This is a genomic window from Streptococcus oralis (assembly GCF_021497885.1).
Classification (GTDB): domain Bacteria; phylum Bacillota; class Bacilli; order Lactobacillales; family Streptococcaceae; genus Streptococcus; species Streptococcus oralis_BQ.
In genome coordinates this window covers 508,640-522,696 of sequence record NZ_CP046523.1, presented here as the reverse complement: position 1 = coordinate 522,696, position 14,057 = coordinate 508,640, and the positions used below count along the sequence as shown (strand labels likewise).

Sequence of the window (14,057 nt, the reverse complement as noted above, 5' to 3'; positions counted from 1 at the left end):
CATTGTTTCAAATTCATTTTTAAAATCAGCCCACTTTCACTACTTCCAACCACCTGTTCACAATCACCACAGGCTCCCTGAAGATCAAACATAGTTACTTTTCTGATTTATTGAGAATATTATATGTTATTGTTCTATCTTTGTCAAGATTTTTTTATGATTTTTTTCCAGAACCGAGGATTTCTTCGGAAATTCTCACCAAAGTCTTAACGATATAGTCGACTTCATCATCGCTTAATTTTGTATGAAGAGGGAGCGTAATTTCATTTTCAAAGAAGGCATAGGCTCTTGGATAATCTGCCATATCGAAGCCAAGATTCTTATAGGCTGTCAAGAGAGGAAGTGGTTTGTAATGTACGTTACTTGCAATTCCTGCTTTAGCCAATTCTTGGATGATGAGGTTGCGTTCTTCTAAGCTTGCTCCTTCTACATGGGTGATGTAGAGGTGACGACAAGATTCGACAGTATCAGTCTTGTGTGCCAATGGGTGAATACGAGTACCCGCAAAACCACGATCATAGCGGTCCACGATGTCCTTACGACGTTGCAACAAACCAGGGTAACGATCCAATTGTACCAAACCTATCGAAGCCATGATATCCGTCATGTTGCACTTGTAGGCCGGTGTTACGATATCGTACTCCCATGAACCCAATTGCATCTTAGCAAGAGCATCCTTAGTCTGACCATGAAGGGAAAGGATTTGGAATTCCTTGTACATCTCTTCGTCATCAATCGCTGGATTGGCCTTCCAAGTCGCACTTCCTCCCTCAGCCGTTGTAAAGTTTTTAACAGCATGGAATGAGAAGGAAGTAAAGTCAGCGATAGAGCCAGCGGGGTGTCCTTTATAAGTTGATCCCAAAGCATGGGCACTATCAGAGACAATCACAATACGGTTAAAGACCTTTTGCCACTTGCTTGAAGCAGTAAAGAGGTCGCGTTTCTTCTCCACAATTTGGAACAAACGGTCATAGTTGCAAACAATCCCTGCAAGGTCTACTGGGATGATCACCTTAGTCTTTTCAGTGATGGCTTGCTCAAGAAGGTCATAGTCCATCTCAAACGTATCTGCTTGAATATCCACCATGACAGGTGTCGCTCCTACGTGTGTGATGACACTACATGAAGCTGTATAGGTCATGGCTGGAACGATGACTTCATCACCAGGGCCCACTTCCAAAACACGCAAAATCAACTCAAGAGCGGCTGTCGCAGAGTTGAGGCAGACAGTCTTAGATGTCTGTGTGTATTGGGACAAGCGACGCTCCAGTTCTTTTGTCTTCGGACCTGTTGTGATCCAACCAGAACGAAGGGTATCCGCTACTTCAGCAATTTCAGCTTCGGTAATATCGGGTGGTGAAAATGGAATATTGTAATTTGGCATTGATTTGCTCCTTTTATCTGTACTCATTTTCTCATGACTACTTTATTTTAGTACCTCAAACACGGTTTGAAACATGATTTTGATGTCTCCAAGGAAACTAAACTCTCGGAGATAGGCGAGGTTATAGCGCATCTTTTCAGGAAGGACGTGTTCGACATAGGCCTGTTCAACTGACAGACCTTTCTCCGTCATTTGACTGATGATCGTATCCTCATCCTTGTAGTTGATGCTGGCTGGAGAGGTGATTCCTGCTGGCAAGAGCAAGGTCGCCATCATTTCAGGACTATACTGCTCCGTGTAGCGTGGCACCTCAGGTCGTGTCCCAACAAAGGACATCTCGCCTTTAAGGACATTGACTAGCTGAGGTAGTTCGTCCAAACGCACACGGCGAATGAAATTTCCCACTTTGGTAATACGGCTATCGTTAGCAGAAGTCACTAGGCTTCCTTTTTTATCCGCATCCGTCACCATAGTACGGAACTTCCAAATCTTGAACGGACGGTTGTACTGGGTCACGCGCTCTTGCTTGTAAATGACAGGTCCCTTGCTATCCAACTTGATCCAAATACTCAAGATGAGAAAGATTGGGGAAGTCAAAATCAGTAAAACCAAGGCCAGAACCCAATCCAGGCAACGCTTGAAAATCAGCGAACCCTTCCTTTTAGAGACAAGCTGGTAGTAAGACTCAACCTCGCTTGATTGCATTTCCACGGGCAAGTCTTCCCATTTCAGCATGCTGTTTCTCCTTTGTTTTTATTATACTATTTGTCAACATTTTTCATTATACCACAAAATGGAAAAGGCGGTGCAAGAAATCTGTAATTTAGAGGAATTCTTCTTTAGGTAAGAGCCCCTGCCTGCAAACTATACATCTTGTGATAGGTTCCTCCCAAGGCCAAGAGTTCCTCATGGGTTCCACTCTCAATGATGCGTCCCTTGTCCAAAACATAAATGCAGTTGGCGTCCTGGATGGTCGAAAGGCGGTGGGCGATGGCAATGGTCGTCCGCCCCTGTCTCATCTTGGCTAGGGAATCTTGAACCAAACTTTCTGTTTCAGAGTCAATATTGGCTGTCGCTTCATCCAAAATCAAGATTTTAGGCTGACTAGCAACTGTTCTAGCAAAGGCAAGAAGCTGACGCTGGCCAGTAGAAAAGCTCGAACCACGCTCGGAAACGGGGGCATCATAACCCAGCGGAAGATCCTGAATAAAGGAATCTGCATCAACAAAGGCAGCCGCAGCCTGGACCTCTTCATCACTAATGTCTTGATACATGGCAATATTGGACTTGATGGTTCCATGATAGAGGAAGGGATCCTGTAAGACTAGACCGATGTTCTTTCTCAGCTCTTCCTGACTGTAGTTCCTGATATCCACACCACCCAAGAGAACGCGGCCTGACTGAAATTCATAAAAGCGCATGAGGACATTGATGATAGAGGATTTCCCTGAACCTGTATGCCCTACAAAGGCAATGGTTTCACCCTTCTTAACTGAAAAGGAAATATCATCCAGGATCGGATGTTTACCATCATATGAGAAACACACATGTTCAAAACGGATATTGCCTTCTTGGACTTTGGCTGGTCCATTTTCTTGAAGAGGCTCATAGGTCTTCTCGTCAATCAAGGCAAAGACACGGCCTGCAGACACCATGGACGTTTGAAGAGTTGAAAAGTTTTGCGTCACCTCAATCAAGGGATCAAAGAGACGGTTGATGTACTGGATAAAGGCATACATGGTTCCGGCCGTTATCCCAATAGAAAGACCACGGTAACCAAAGTAGGCCATCAAAACTGTGTAGCCTAGGAGTTTCAGCAAACTCATGGCAGGTCTTAAAAAGAGGGCATCCAAGGCTACAGAACGGTTGGCATAGACCAAGTGTTCTTGGTTAATCTCATCAAATTCTGCTTGCAGGCGCTTCTCTTGATTAAAGGCCTGGATAATCCTGATTCCCTCGATATTCTCTGCCAGCTTACTATTGATATCCGACAAGAGACTTCTGGTTTTTTCGATGATTTTCACTGATTTTTTCCGATAGAGATTGACCAAAAGGAAAATCAAGGGAAGAAAGAGCAAGACTAAAGCTGTCAAACGAAAATCCAGCATCAACATGGTATACAGGGTTGTCAGAAAGATGAAAACTGCTGAGATAAAGCTGGATAGAATCCCTGAAAACATATCACTGATGGTCTCGGTATCATTGGTCAAACGAGAGACGATGGAACCTGCTGGCGTCTTGTCAAAATAAGACATGCCCAGTTTCTCCATATTAGCAAAGGTATCGCGACGAATATCTCTGACAATACTGTAGGACACCCGCGCAAAGAGAAGATTTCCGACATACTGGACCAGAGTTTGTAGGATATAGAGGCCATAGTAGGCCAGCAAAACGGTCACGGCCAGTTGGTTAAGATTGCTGAGGTACTGGTCGATAAAGTGGGAAGCTACAAGGGGAATGACACTTTTAATTACCGTCGTCGCTAGGAGAAAACTGAGTGCCAAAAAGGTCAGGAGTCCATAGGGCTTGAGATAGGACGTCAAGCGCTTCAATACAGCCCATTGTTCTTTCTTATTCTGCATCTTCTTCTCCTTTCATTTCCAACTGCTGAGACTGGTAGGTTTGGGCATACCAGCCACCCAGGGCTAGCAAGTCATCGTGCGTGCCCCGTTCGATAATTTGACCATTTTGTAGAACCAAGATCAAATCTGCATGGACAACTGCGCTGAGGCGATGGGCTGTGATGATGGTTGTCTTGTCTTTACGCGTTTCCTTAAGATTGTCAATGATAGCGTACTCTGTCTTGGCATCCACGGCTGATAAGGAATCATCTAAAATTAAGATATCAGGGTCTAAAATCATAGCCCGACTCATAGCTAGACGTTGCTTTTGACCACCAGAAAGACTGACTCCCTTTTCACCGATTAGCGTATCAAATCCTTGGGGCATATCCACAATATCATGATAAACTTGGGCTAGCTTAGTCGCTTCCTCAACTGCTGCAAGCGACAAATTAGGATTACCAAAGCGGATATTGTCTAAGATCGAAGTCGCAAAGAGGAACTGATCCTGAGGGACATAGCCCATGAGACTGCGAAGGTCTGTCAGGCGATAGTCCCGAATATCGTGACCGTTTAGGTAAATGGCTCCCTTGTCCACATCGTATTCACGCAAGAGGAGCTTGATCAAGGACGTTTTCCCAGAACCTGTCTGTCCGACCAAACCCAGAGTTTGCCCTTTTTCCAAACTGAAGTGAATATCCGTCAGTGTTTCCTCATTTTCAAAAGCAAAGCTGTCAATGGCATACTCCAAGCGCCCATTTTCAATACCGTCCAGAGGAAACTCAGGGTCATGTACAGATGATTTCTGAGACAAGAGGTCCTCAATCCGCTGATAGGACACCTTCCCTCTCTGAGTGATATTAAAGAGGAAACCGATGGCCATAAGAGGCCAGACCAGCATATCCAAGTAGCTGATAAAGGTAACCAGATTTCCAACTGTAATCTGCCCCTCTTGAACCATCAAGGAACCGACCAAAAGGGTTAAAACATAGGAGGAACCAACAAACAAGAGAACCATGGGATCAAAGAGGCTATCGTATTTCATTGTTTGCAGGTTCTTTTGGAAGGTCAATTCATTGACTGCCTGAAAGGACTCCAGCTCGTCCGCTTGATAACCGAAAGACTTGGTCACTTTAATACCTGATACAGACTCCTGTACCTTGTTATTAAGTTCGGAAAAGGCAGCTTGGGATTCGCCAAAGGCCTTGTGGGTCTTTCTCCCTAGACGACTGGTCGCATAAGCCATGAAAGGTAAGGGTAAAATGGCAACTAGGGTCATTTGCCATGAAATACTAAAAAGCATGGTCAGCAAAGTCACCAAAGCCGTGATAGAGGCATCCACCGCAGACATAACACCACCCCCTGCGAGACGCGTCAAGGCATTGATATCATTTGTAGCGTGTGCCATCAGGTCCCCTGTACGATAGGTCTGATAAAAGGCTGGAGGCATTTTTGTGAAATGCTCAAACAAGCGAGACCGCATAATCTGTCCCAGACGATAAGAAGTCCCAAGGATATACATACGCCAAACATAGCGCAGATAGTACATCCCAAAGGCTGCAAGAAGCAAGTAAAATAGGTCAAGAAGGAGGTCCTGCTGGGTTAATTGCCCCGATGTAATAGCATCAATAACCCGCCCCATAACCATAGGTGGAATGAGGTTGAGGACGGAAACCAAGATCAGGGCCACGATTCCGACTAGATAACGGCGTTTTTCTAACTTGAAAAACCACCAAAGTTTTTGAATAATGGACATAACATCCCTTTCTGATTGCAAATAGAAACCTGAGGCCAAGACCCCAGGTTTTTCTTATTCATAGGTTACGACTGTGACCGCACCCTTGTCATACTCAGCGATAAAGATATTGGCTACATTGTCATGCCCTTGCTTGCTGAGATTGTCAAGCAACCACTCTTCGTTACGACCAATCGACTCCAAAACATCGACTTGGATCACACCGTCAGTCACAACTGGATACTTAGGATTTTCATCTCCTATTTGGACCACGATGAGTTGGCCATTTTGCTCCTGCACAGCGCATTTGACCTGTTTCATCTGGAAAATCCCTTGGCTACGAAGTTTGAGAGCAACTTCTGCTGCAGACAAACCAACTGAACGACAGGCTTCTGGGTCAATCTGCCCATTTTTGATAAGGAGAGTTGGTTTTCCATCAATCAAGCGTTTGACAAAACGAACATTGTTATTGAGCCACTTGAGGGTCAAGACCAAAATCGTCCACATCATCAAAATCACTGCGTACTGCAGAATGCTGATTGAACTATTGTAAATCACCCCACCGATGATACCACCAAGAACATAGTTCTGAATTTGGTCTGTAGCAGAGTTAGGTGCTAGATTCCCCTTTCCTGTCACATTAATAACAAAAACAAGAGAGAAAAGACCCAAGGCCAGTTTGATTAAAATTTCCATATAATTGAGTGTCATTTGTTTACCTCCACCAATTCAATAGCGTCTGTTTGATTCAATTCTAATTTCTCTAAAAGATACTTGTCTGGTTGGCTCCCGTTCATGGCGCGGTAGAAATTTGGACCTACCTTGACAAGCGCTCCATCAGTGGCTGCAGAAGTATTGACATAAACTTCTGATTTATCCACTCCCAAATCTTTGGAAACAACCTCTATGAAATGAAGGGAGGTTTGAAATTGGTTGTTAGAGGCTTGATTGGTCTGGTATTTTGAGATTGTCACCAAAAGCATGGCCACCAAGGTCAAGGCCAAAATCATGACCAATTCCCGAAACTTAGTCCCCTTTTTATCTCGATAGGCTTTAAAAGCAAAAAATCCTGTGATAGCTAGGAGAACAATTCCAAAGCCAATCATGATGCCATTTTGCTGACTGATTTGGCTAAGTACATAGTCATATGAGTAAAATTTCATTTATTTTCACTCCCTTTCATAAAATCATTCTTAATTATAAACGAAAGAGAGTGATTTTTCAAGCCATACGTTGGGGAAATGGACCTTTTTTTGGTATAATAAAATCTATAATCTGAATGAAAAAGGTAACTTTATGAAACTCATCTCATGGAATATTGATTCCCTCAATGCTGCCCTAACTAGTGACTCAGCTCGTGCCAAATTGTCCCAAGAAGTACTACAAACCTTGGTCGCTGAAAATGCTGATATCATCGCTATCCAAGAAACCAAGCTTTCTGCCAAGGGTCCTACTAAAAAACACTTGGAAATTTTAGCTGAACTCTTTCCAAACTACGAAAACACGTGGCGTTCTTCTCAAGAACCTGCCCGCAAAGGCTATGCTGGAACCATGTTCCTTTATAAGAAAGAACTCACACCCACTGTCACTTTTCCAGAAATCGGTGCCCCTTCTACCATGGACTTAGAAGGTCGCATCATCACTCTAGAATTTGATGAATTTTTCGTGACCCAAGTTTACACTCCAAACGCTGGCGACGGTCTCAAACGTTTGGAAGAGCGTCAAGTCTGGGATGTGAAATATGCTGAGTATCTAGCTGAGTTAGACAAACATAAACCAGTCCTTGCGACGGGTGACTACAATGTAGCCCACAAGGAAATCGACCTTGCAAACCCTGCCAGCAACCGCCGTTCACCTGGATTTACAGACGAAGAACGTGCTGGATTTACCAACCTCTTGGCAACTGGATTTACAGACACCTTCCGTCATGTTCACGGCGATGTCCCAGAACGCTACACTTGGTGGGCGCAACGCAGCAAGACTTCTAAAATCAACAATACAGGCTGGAGAATCGACTACTGGCTGACTAGCAACCGCGTGGCTGACAAGGTGACCAAGTCTGACATGATTGACTCAGGTGCGCGTCAAGACCATACACCGATTGTATTGGAAATTGAACTCTAAGGAGAAAGCTAATGGACTATCAAGCTGTCATTCCTGAATTTGTAGTATCTGACCTCGAAAAGTCACGCCACTTCTACTGCGACTTGCTGGGATTTTCTGTCGAATACGAGCGTCCAGAGGAGAAATTTCTCTTCCTCTCGTTTGAAGACTGCCAACTTATGCTAGAAGAAGGCAGCACAGAAGAATTAGCCCAACTAACCTATCCTTTCGGGCGCGGTGTCAATATTTCCTTTGGCATTGAAGATGTCCCTCAGCTCCACCAAAAACTGCTGGAGGCCAACTATCCTATTTATCGTCCTTTGACTAAGAGAACATTTCGTGTTGGGGATCACTACATCTATCCTCACGAATTTGCAGTCTTGGATCCAGATGGCTATTTTTTAAGATTTAGCGAATAGAAGAATAAAAGGCTACAATACTATCTAGCATTGCAGCCTTTTATTCGTTCGCTTTTATGATCTATTTGCTAACAAAACATTTGATTTATAAAGCTAATTGGTGTAAAATAAAAATATTGGCAGTAGCCTATTTAAAATTGAATATCATTTTACTTGTTTATGTCGTGAATTGGCACGACGTTTCTACAAGGTGCCGGAACACCTAACAATGAGTATGTCAGCTGAAGGTATGGTTTTGGCCATGCCTATTTTGGGGACTTACTTAGGGGATTAAGTAGGTCCTTTTTCTATTTCTTGCTAGAAACTCTAAACAAGCAAATGAAGCATCTTTTAGACTTTAGGAGGTCTTATGAAATTATTAGAAGAGCGCATCCTTGAGGATGGGCATATCTTGGGGAACAACATCCTCAAGGTGGATTCCTTTCTAACCCACCAAGTTGACTATCGCTTGATGCGAGAGATTGGTAAGGTATTTGCGGACAAATTCGCTTCTGCTGGCATTACCAAGGTCGTAACCATTGAAGCTTCAGGCATTGCCCCAGCCATTTTTACTGCCGAAGCCTTAGATGTCCCCATGATTTTCGCCAAGAAAGCTAAAAACATCACCATGAACGAAGGTATCTTAACTGCAGAAGTCTACTCCTTTACCAAGCAGGTGACCAGCACCGTTTCCATCGCTGGAAAATTCCTCTCACCAGAGGACAAGGTCTTGATTATTGACGATTTCCTTGCTAATGGCCAAGCTGCCAAAGGCTTGATACAAATCATCGAACAAGCTGGAGCAAAAGTTGAAGCGATTGGTATCGTGATTGAAAAATCTTTCCAAGATGGTCGTGATTTGCTTGAAAAAGCAGGCTACCCTGTCCTATCACTGGCTCGCTTGGATCGTTTCGAAAATGGTCAGATCGTATTTAAGGAGGCAGATCTCTAATGCAAAAACAAGAAAAACACTCGCAAGCAGCCGTTCTTGGCTTGCAGCACTTACTAGCCATGTACTCAGGTTCTATCCTGGTTCCTATCATGATTGCGACAGCTCTTGGCTATTCAGCTGAGCAGTTGACCTACCTGATTTCTACAGATATATTCATGTGTGGGGTGGCCACCTTCCTCCAACTCCAACTCAACAAATACTTTGGTGTTGGGCTACCAGTCGTTCTTGGAGTTGCCTTCCAATCCGTCGCTCCTTTGATTATGATTGGACAAAGCCACGGTAGCGGAGCTATGTTTGGTGCCCTTATCGTTTCAGGGATTTATGTGGTTCTGATTTCAGGCATTTTCTCAAAAGTTGCCAATCTTTTCCCATCCATCGTTACAGGATCTGTTATTACCACAATTGGATTGACCCTGATTCCTGTCGCTATCGGAAATATGGGAAATAATGTCCCAGAGCCAACTGGTCAAAGTCTCCTACTTGCAGCCATCACTGTTCTAATTATCCTCTTGATTAACATCTTTACCAAAGGATTTATCAAGTCTATCTCTATTTTGATTGGGTTGGTCGTTGGGACTACCATTGCTGCTACCATGGGCTTGGTTGACTTCTCTCCTGTTGCGGCAGCTCCGCTTGTCCATGTTCCTACTCCCCTCTACTTTGGGATGCCAACCTTTGAAATCTCCTCTATTGTCATGATGTGTATCATCGCAACGGTGTCTATGGTTGAGTCAACTGGTGTTTATCTAGCCTTGTCTGATATCACAAAGGATCCAATTGACAGTACTCGCCTGCGCAACGGTTACCGTGCAGAAGGTCTGGCCGTACTTCTCGGAGGAATCTTTAACACCTTCCCTTACACAGGATTTTCACAAAACGTTGGCTTGGTTAAATTATCAGGTATCAAGACTCGTCTGCCAATCTACTACGCAGCTGGTTTCCTGGTTCTCCTTGGACTCCTACCTAAGTTTGGTGCCCTCGCCCAAATCATTCCGAGTCCTGTCCTTGGTGGCGCCATGCTGGTGATGTTTGGTTTTGTATCCATTCAAGGGATGCAAATCCTAGCGCGCGTTGACTTTGCTAACAATGAACACAACTTCCTTATCGCAGCTGTATCAATCGCCGCTGGTGTTGGACTAAACAATAGTAATCTCTTCGTCAGCATGCCAACAGCCTTCCAAATGTTCTTCTCAAACGGAATCGTCGTGGCAAGCCTCCTCGCAATTGTCCTCAATGCAGTATTAAATCATAAGAAGAAATAAAAAAAGAGGTGCGAACCTCCAGATTGAAGAAAAGTTCATTTTGGACGATTTCTTCAATCTTTTTCTTTCGGTCCAAAATAAGACTACTCTTGAAAAAATTGGAATAATAGCCCTTCTGAGAAAATACACGTTAAATCAGAAATTAAATTATTTCCAAAATAATTGTAAGAGTATCCACTTTCTAATAGGTCGCTCAAAAAGTTTTAAAAATCATAAAAACGCATAATATCAGGCATTCAAAAACCTTGATATTATGCGTTTTATCAGGGAAAAATTTGCTAGATTTTCTCCTCAAATTGAGTCATTACCCAGCCTCTTCTATTATCTTCTTTTACCCTTTTTTACAGGCATGAGCGTAATGTCTCTCAAGCTAAAGTAGGCTAGGGCCAGCATGGCTATTGTGACAAAGAATTCTGTCGGTAATTGGAAGATCTGCAAGATGGACAACATCAGCAAGATCAAGAGTGCAACAACTACAAAGACCAAGATAACGATGTTGACTGTTCCTTTAATGCTTTGTGGTGTCGCAAATACATAGAGTAGTAATAAGAGGATTCCTATGATTAAATAAACCATCTTTATCTCTTTCTAGCTCTTATTCAGCTGATTTTTTCTTTTTGTTGGCTTTCTCACGCTCTGCCTTGTTAAGGATTTGTTTACGCAAACGGATAGACTCAGGTGTTACTTCCATGTACTCATCGTCGTTCAAGAACTCAAGTGACTCTTCAAGCGTCAAAATACGAGGTGTCTTGATAACCGCTGTTTGGTCCTTAGTAGCTGAACGAACATTGGTCATTTGTTTCGCCTTGGTGATATTCACTGTCAAGTCGTTTTCACGAGAGTTTTCACCAATAATCATTCCTTCGTAAACCTCAGTACCTGGGTTGACAAAGATAGTACCACGTTCTTCGATAGACATGATTGAGTAGGTTGTTGCCTTACCAGCATCGATGGAAACAAGGGCACCACGGTGACGACCACCGATTTCACCTGGAATCAATGGCAAGTATTGGTCGAATGTATGGTTCATGATACCGTAACCACGAGTCATTGACAAGAACTCAGTTGAGTATCCGATCAAACCACGCGCTGGAACAAGGAAGACCAAACGAGTTTGACCATTACCAGTTGAAATCATATCCAACATTTCACCCTTACGTTCAGAAAGGCTTTGGATAACAGACCCTTGGTATTCTTCTGGAGTGTCGATTTGAACACGTTCAAATGGCTCACATTTCACACCATCGATTTCTTTTACGATAACTTCTGGACGAGATACTTGAAGTTCATAACCCTCACGACGCATGGTTTCGATCAGGATTGACAAGTGCAATTCTCCGCGTCCTGAAACAGTCCATTTATCTGGTGAATCAGTTGGGTCAACACGAAGGGAAACGTCTGTTTGCAATTCTGCTTGCAAGCGTTCTTCTACCTTACGAGAAGTCACCCATTTACCTTCTTTACCAGCAAATGGTGAGTTGTTGACTAGGAAAGTCATTTGAAGAGTTGGCTCATCGATGTGTAGGATTGGAAGAGCTTCAACAGCGTCTGTCGGAGTGATAGTTTCACCGACAAAGATATCTTCCATACCAGAAACAGCAATCAAATCACCAGCTTTGGCTTCTTGGATCTCACGACGTTCCAAACCAAAGAAACCGAAGAGTTTTGTAACACGGAAGTTCTTGGTTGTACCATCTAGTTTAGAAAGGGTAACTTGGTCCCCAACTTTCACACTACCACGGAAGACACGACCGATACCAATACGACCTACGAAGTCGTTGTAGTCCAAAAGTGACACTTGGAACTGCAAAGGCTCATCTGAGTTATCTACTGGAGCTGGGATATGTTCGATGATGGTATCAAAGATTGGCGCCATTGTTGCTTCTTGGTCAGCAGGATCATCTGACAATGAAGATGTTCCGTTGATAGCTGAAGCATAAACGACAGGAAAATCAAGCTGGTCATCATCTGCACCAAGCTCGATGAAGAGTTCCAAGACTTCATCCACTACTTCTGCTGGACGAGCTGATGGTTTGTCGATTTTATTAACAACCACGATTGGGACAAGATCTTGTTCCAAGGCTTTTTTCAATACGAAACGAGTTTGTGGCATGGTTCCTTCGTAGGCATCTACGACCAAGACAACACCGTCAACCATTTTCATAATACGCTCAACTTCTCCACCGAAGTCCGCGTGTCCTGGTGTGTCCATGATATTGATACGGGTTCCCTTGTAGGCAACGGCTGTATTTTTAGCAAGGATGGTAATTCCACGCTCTTTTTCGATATCGTTTGAGTCCATAGCGCGCTCTGCTAATTCAGTACGTGCATCAAGAGTTTCAGATTGTTTCAATAATTCGTCAACGAGGGTTGTTTTACCGTGGTCAACGTGGGCGATAATCGCAATGTTACGGATATCTTCTCTTAATTTTGTCATGATTTCCTCTAATATTTTAAATTTTTATTTCTAACTGAACAATTATACCACAGTCTCATTCAAAAATCACAGTTCAGCTAAGTGTAAATGTTTTCACTCCGCTTTTCTAGTCAAGGCAACTCTTTTCAAAGTTAGAGACTTATGATAAGATAAGCTGGTATGCGTTTAGATAGATTATTAGCCCAAGAAAAGATCAGTCGCAAGGCTATGAAACGGGCACTTTTAAAAAAAGAAATCCTAGTGGACGATTGTCCAGCTCGCTCCCTGGCTCAAAATATCGATACAGGATTGCAGAAATTAGTCTTTCAAGGACGGCAAATCCAAGGCTACGAGCACAACTACCTCATGCTTCATAAGCCAAACGGAGTCGTTACAGCTAGCAAGGATAAGAAACTCCCAACCGTCATGAACCTCCTCCCACCTGACATCCAGTCTGACCAACTCTATGCTGTCGGCAGACTAGACCGCGATACAACGGGACTGCTCCTTCTGACAGACAATGGACCTCTTGGTTTTCAGCTCCTCCATCCCCAGTACCATGTCGATAAATCCTATCAAGTAGAGGTCAATGGACTGCTCACGTCAGACCATATCCAAAAATTCAAAGATGGGATTGTCTTTTTAGATGGGACCACCTGTAAACCTGCTCAGCTAGAAATTCTGTCCTCAAGTCCTTCCTCTAGTCAAGCCTCCATCACCATCTCTGAAGGCAAGTTTCATCAAGTCAAGAAGATGTTTCTATCTGTTGGTGTCAAGGTGACCTCTCTAAAACGAGTTCAGTTCGGTGATTTCACTTTAGACCCTGACCTAGCTGAAGGTCAATTCCGTCCCTTGAATCCAGAAGAATTAGAGATCATTAAAAACTATTTAGAGAAAAGTGGATAAAAGAAAAAAGCTTTATGTTTGAAGCTTTTTTTGTTTTTGCTTATCTAAAAACTATTGCAATGGCTAATATCCAGTTAAGGACAGAAACTACAAGTCCTACGATATTGAGAATCTTTTCTGTCTTATAGTCTAATTGTGACTCTTTTTGGTATGAAAAAGCCAAGACCAATCCTATGATCCCCAAAACCAGACCTACTATTGGAGATAGCAAACCGAGCACAATAGATAGGATACCTAAAATAAGTGAAGGTTTTTTCTTTTGTTATGAATTCATATTACAAAATCTCCTTAAAATTAATATAAATGATGATACCATAAAATGCTAGCTTTATCTATCATT

At 43.1% G+C, this 14,057-nt stretch carries 14 protein-coding genes and 1 riboswitch; of the genes, 5 read left to right on the top strand and 9 right to left on the bottom strand.

All coding sequences use genetic code 11. From position 1 onward, the window contains the following. Window positions 1–154: 154 nt before the first annotated feature. From GOM48_RS02570 to GOM48_RS02545, 6 genes are all read right to left on the bottom strand, one after another. Window positions 155–1,384, bottom strand: coding sequence for a DegT/DnrJ/EryC1/StrS family aminotransferase (locus GOM48_RS02570; RefSeq protein WP_185768075.1), 1,230 nt, complete (start codon window positions 1,382–1,384; stop codon window positions 155–157). 42 nt (window positions 1,385–1,426) lie between these two features. Continuing rightward, window positions 1,427–2,119, bottom strand: a complete 693-nt coding sequence (locus GOM48_RS02565; protein WP_125841149.1) for a sugar transferase — start codon at window positions 2,117–2,119, stop codon at window positions 1,427–1,429. Between the two features lie 104 nt (window positions 2,120–2,223). Next, complete coding sequence (locus tag GOM48_RS02560; protein ID WP_084949035.1) at window positions 2,224–3,966, bottom strand: ABC transporter ATP-binding protein; 1,743 nt, start codon at window positions 3,964–3,966, stop codon at window positions 2,224–2,226. Next, complete coding sequence (locus GOM48_RS02555; protein ID WP_235098172.1) at window positions 3,956–5,701, bottom strand: ABC transporter ATP-binding protein; 1,746 nt, start codon at window positions 5,699–5,701, stop codon at window positions 3,956–3,958. The genes GOM48_RS02560 and GOM48_RS02555 overlap by 11 nt, the downstream gene beginning before the upstream one ends. A gap of 54 nt (window positions 5,702–5,755) precedes the next feature. Beyond that, on the bottom strand, window positions 5,756–6,391 hold the full coding sequence (locus GOM48_RS02550) for a DUF421 domain-containing protein (RefSeq protein ID WP_084926236.1): 636 nt from the start codon (window positions 6,389–6,391) through the stop codon (window positions 5,756–5,758). After that, window positions 6,388–6,843, bottom strand: a complete 456-nt coding sequence (locus GOM48_RS02545) for a DUF3290 family protein (RefSeq protein WP_000675332.1) — start codon at window positions 6,841–6,843, stop codon at window positions 6,388–6,390. Before GOM48_RS02545 ends, GOM48_RS02550 begins: the two co-directional genes overlap by 4 nt. Before the next feature lie 133 nt (window positions 6,844–6,976). On the opposite strand from GOM48_RS02545, the gene GOM48_RS02540 reads away from it, so the two are divergent. The 4 genes from GOM48_RS02540 (at window position 6,977) to GOM48_RS02525 (ending at window position 10,395) form a co-directional block, all read left to right on the top strand. After that, window positions 6,977–7,804, top strand: a complete 828-nt coding sequence (locus GOM48_RS02540) for an exodeoxyribonuclease III (protein ID WP_235098170.1) — start codon at window positions 6,977–6,979, stop codon at window positions 7,802–7,804. An 11-nt stretch (window positions 7,805–7,815) separates the two neighbouring features. After that, entirely contained in the window at window positions 7,816–8,202 is a 387-nt protein-coding gene (locus tag GOM48_RS02535) for a bleomycin resistance protein (protein WP_235098168.1), read from the top strand. A gap of 133 nt (window positions 8,203–8,335) precedes the next feature. Continuing rightward, window positions 8,336–8,431, top strand: a riboswitch (purine riboswitch). Between the two features lie 120 nt (window positions 8,432–8,551). After that, entirely contained in the window at window positions 8,552–9,133 is a 582-nt protein-coding gene (locus GOM48_RS02530; RefSeq protein WP_235098166.1) for a xanthine phosphoribosyltransferase, read from the top strand. Next, entirely contained in the window at window positions 9,133–10,395 is a 1,263-nt protein-coding gene (locus GOM48_RS02525) for a nucleobase:cation symporter-2 family protein (protein WP_235098164.1), read from the top strand. Before GOM48_RS02530 ends, GOM48_RS02525 begins: the two co-directional genes overlap by 1 nt. 321 nt (window positions 10,396–10,716) lie before the next feature. Here GOM48_RS02525 and GOM48_RS02520 read toward each other — a convergent pair whose 3' ends face one another. Further along, window positions 10,717–10,971 carry a DUF3165 family protein gene (locus tag GOM48_RS02520; RefSeq protein ID WP_000262659.1) on the bottom strand — a complete coding sequence of 85 codons (255 nt, stop codon included), beginning with the start codon at window positions 10,969–10,971 and terminating at the stop codon, window positions 10,717–10,719. A 19-nt stretch (window positions 10,972–10,990) separates the two neighbouring features. Further along, window positions 10,991–12,832, bottom strand: coding sequence for a translational GTPase TypA (typA, locus tag GOM48_RS02515; RefSeq protein WP_235098162.1), 1,842 nt, complete (start codon window positions 12,830–12,832; stop codon window positions 10,991–10,993). Window positions 12,833–12,991: 159 nt separating this feature from the next. On the opposite strand from typA, the gene GOM48_RS02510 reads away from it, so the two are divergent. After that, window positions 12,992–13,717 carry a 16S rRNA pseudouridine(516) synthase gene (locus GOM48_RS02510; RefSeq protein WP_235098160.1) on the top strand — a complete coding sequence of 242 codons (726 nt, stop codon included), beginning with the start codon at window positions 12,992–12,994 and terminating at the stop codon, window positions 13,715–13,717. A gap of 40 nt (window positions 13,718–13,757) precedes the next feature. On the opposite strand, the gene GOM48_RS02505 is transcribed toward GOM48_RS02510, so the two are convergent. Then, window positions 13,758–13,958, bottom strand: a complete 201-nt coding sequence (locus tag GOM48_RS02505) for a DUF4190 domain-containing protein (RefSeq protein WP_235098724.1) — start codon at window positions 13,956–13,958, stop codon at window positions 13,758–13,760. Between the last annotated feature and the right edge of the window lie 99 nt (window positions 13,959–14,057).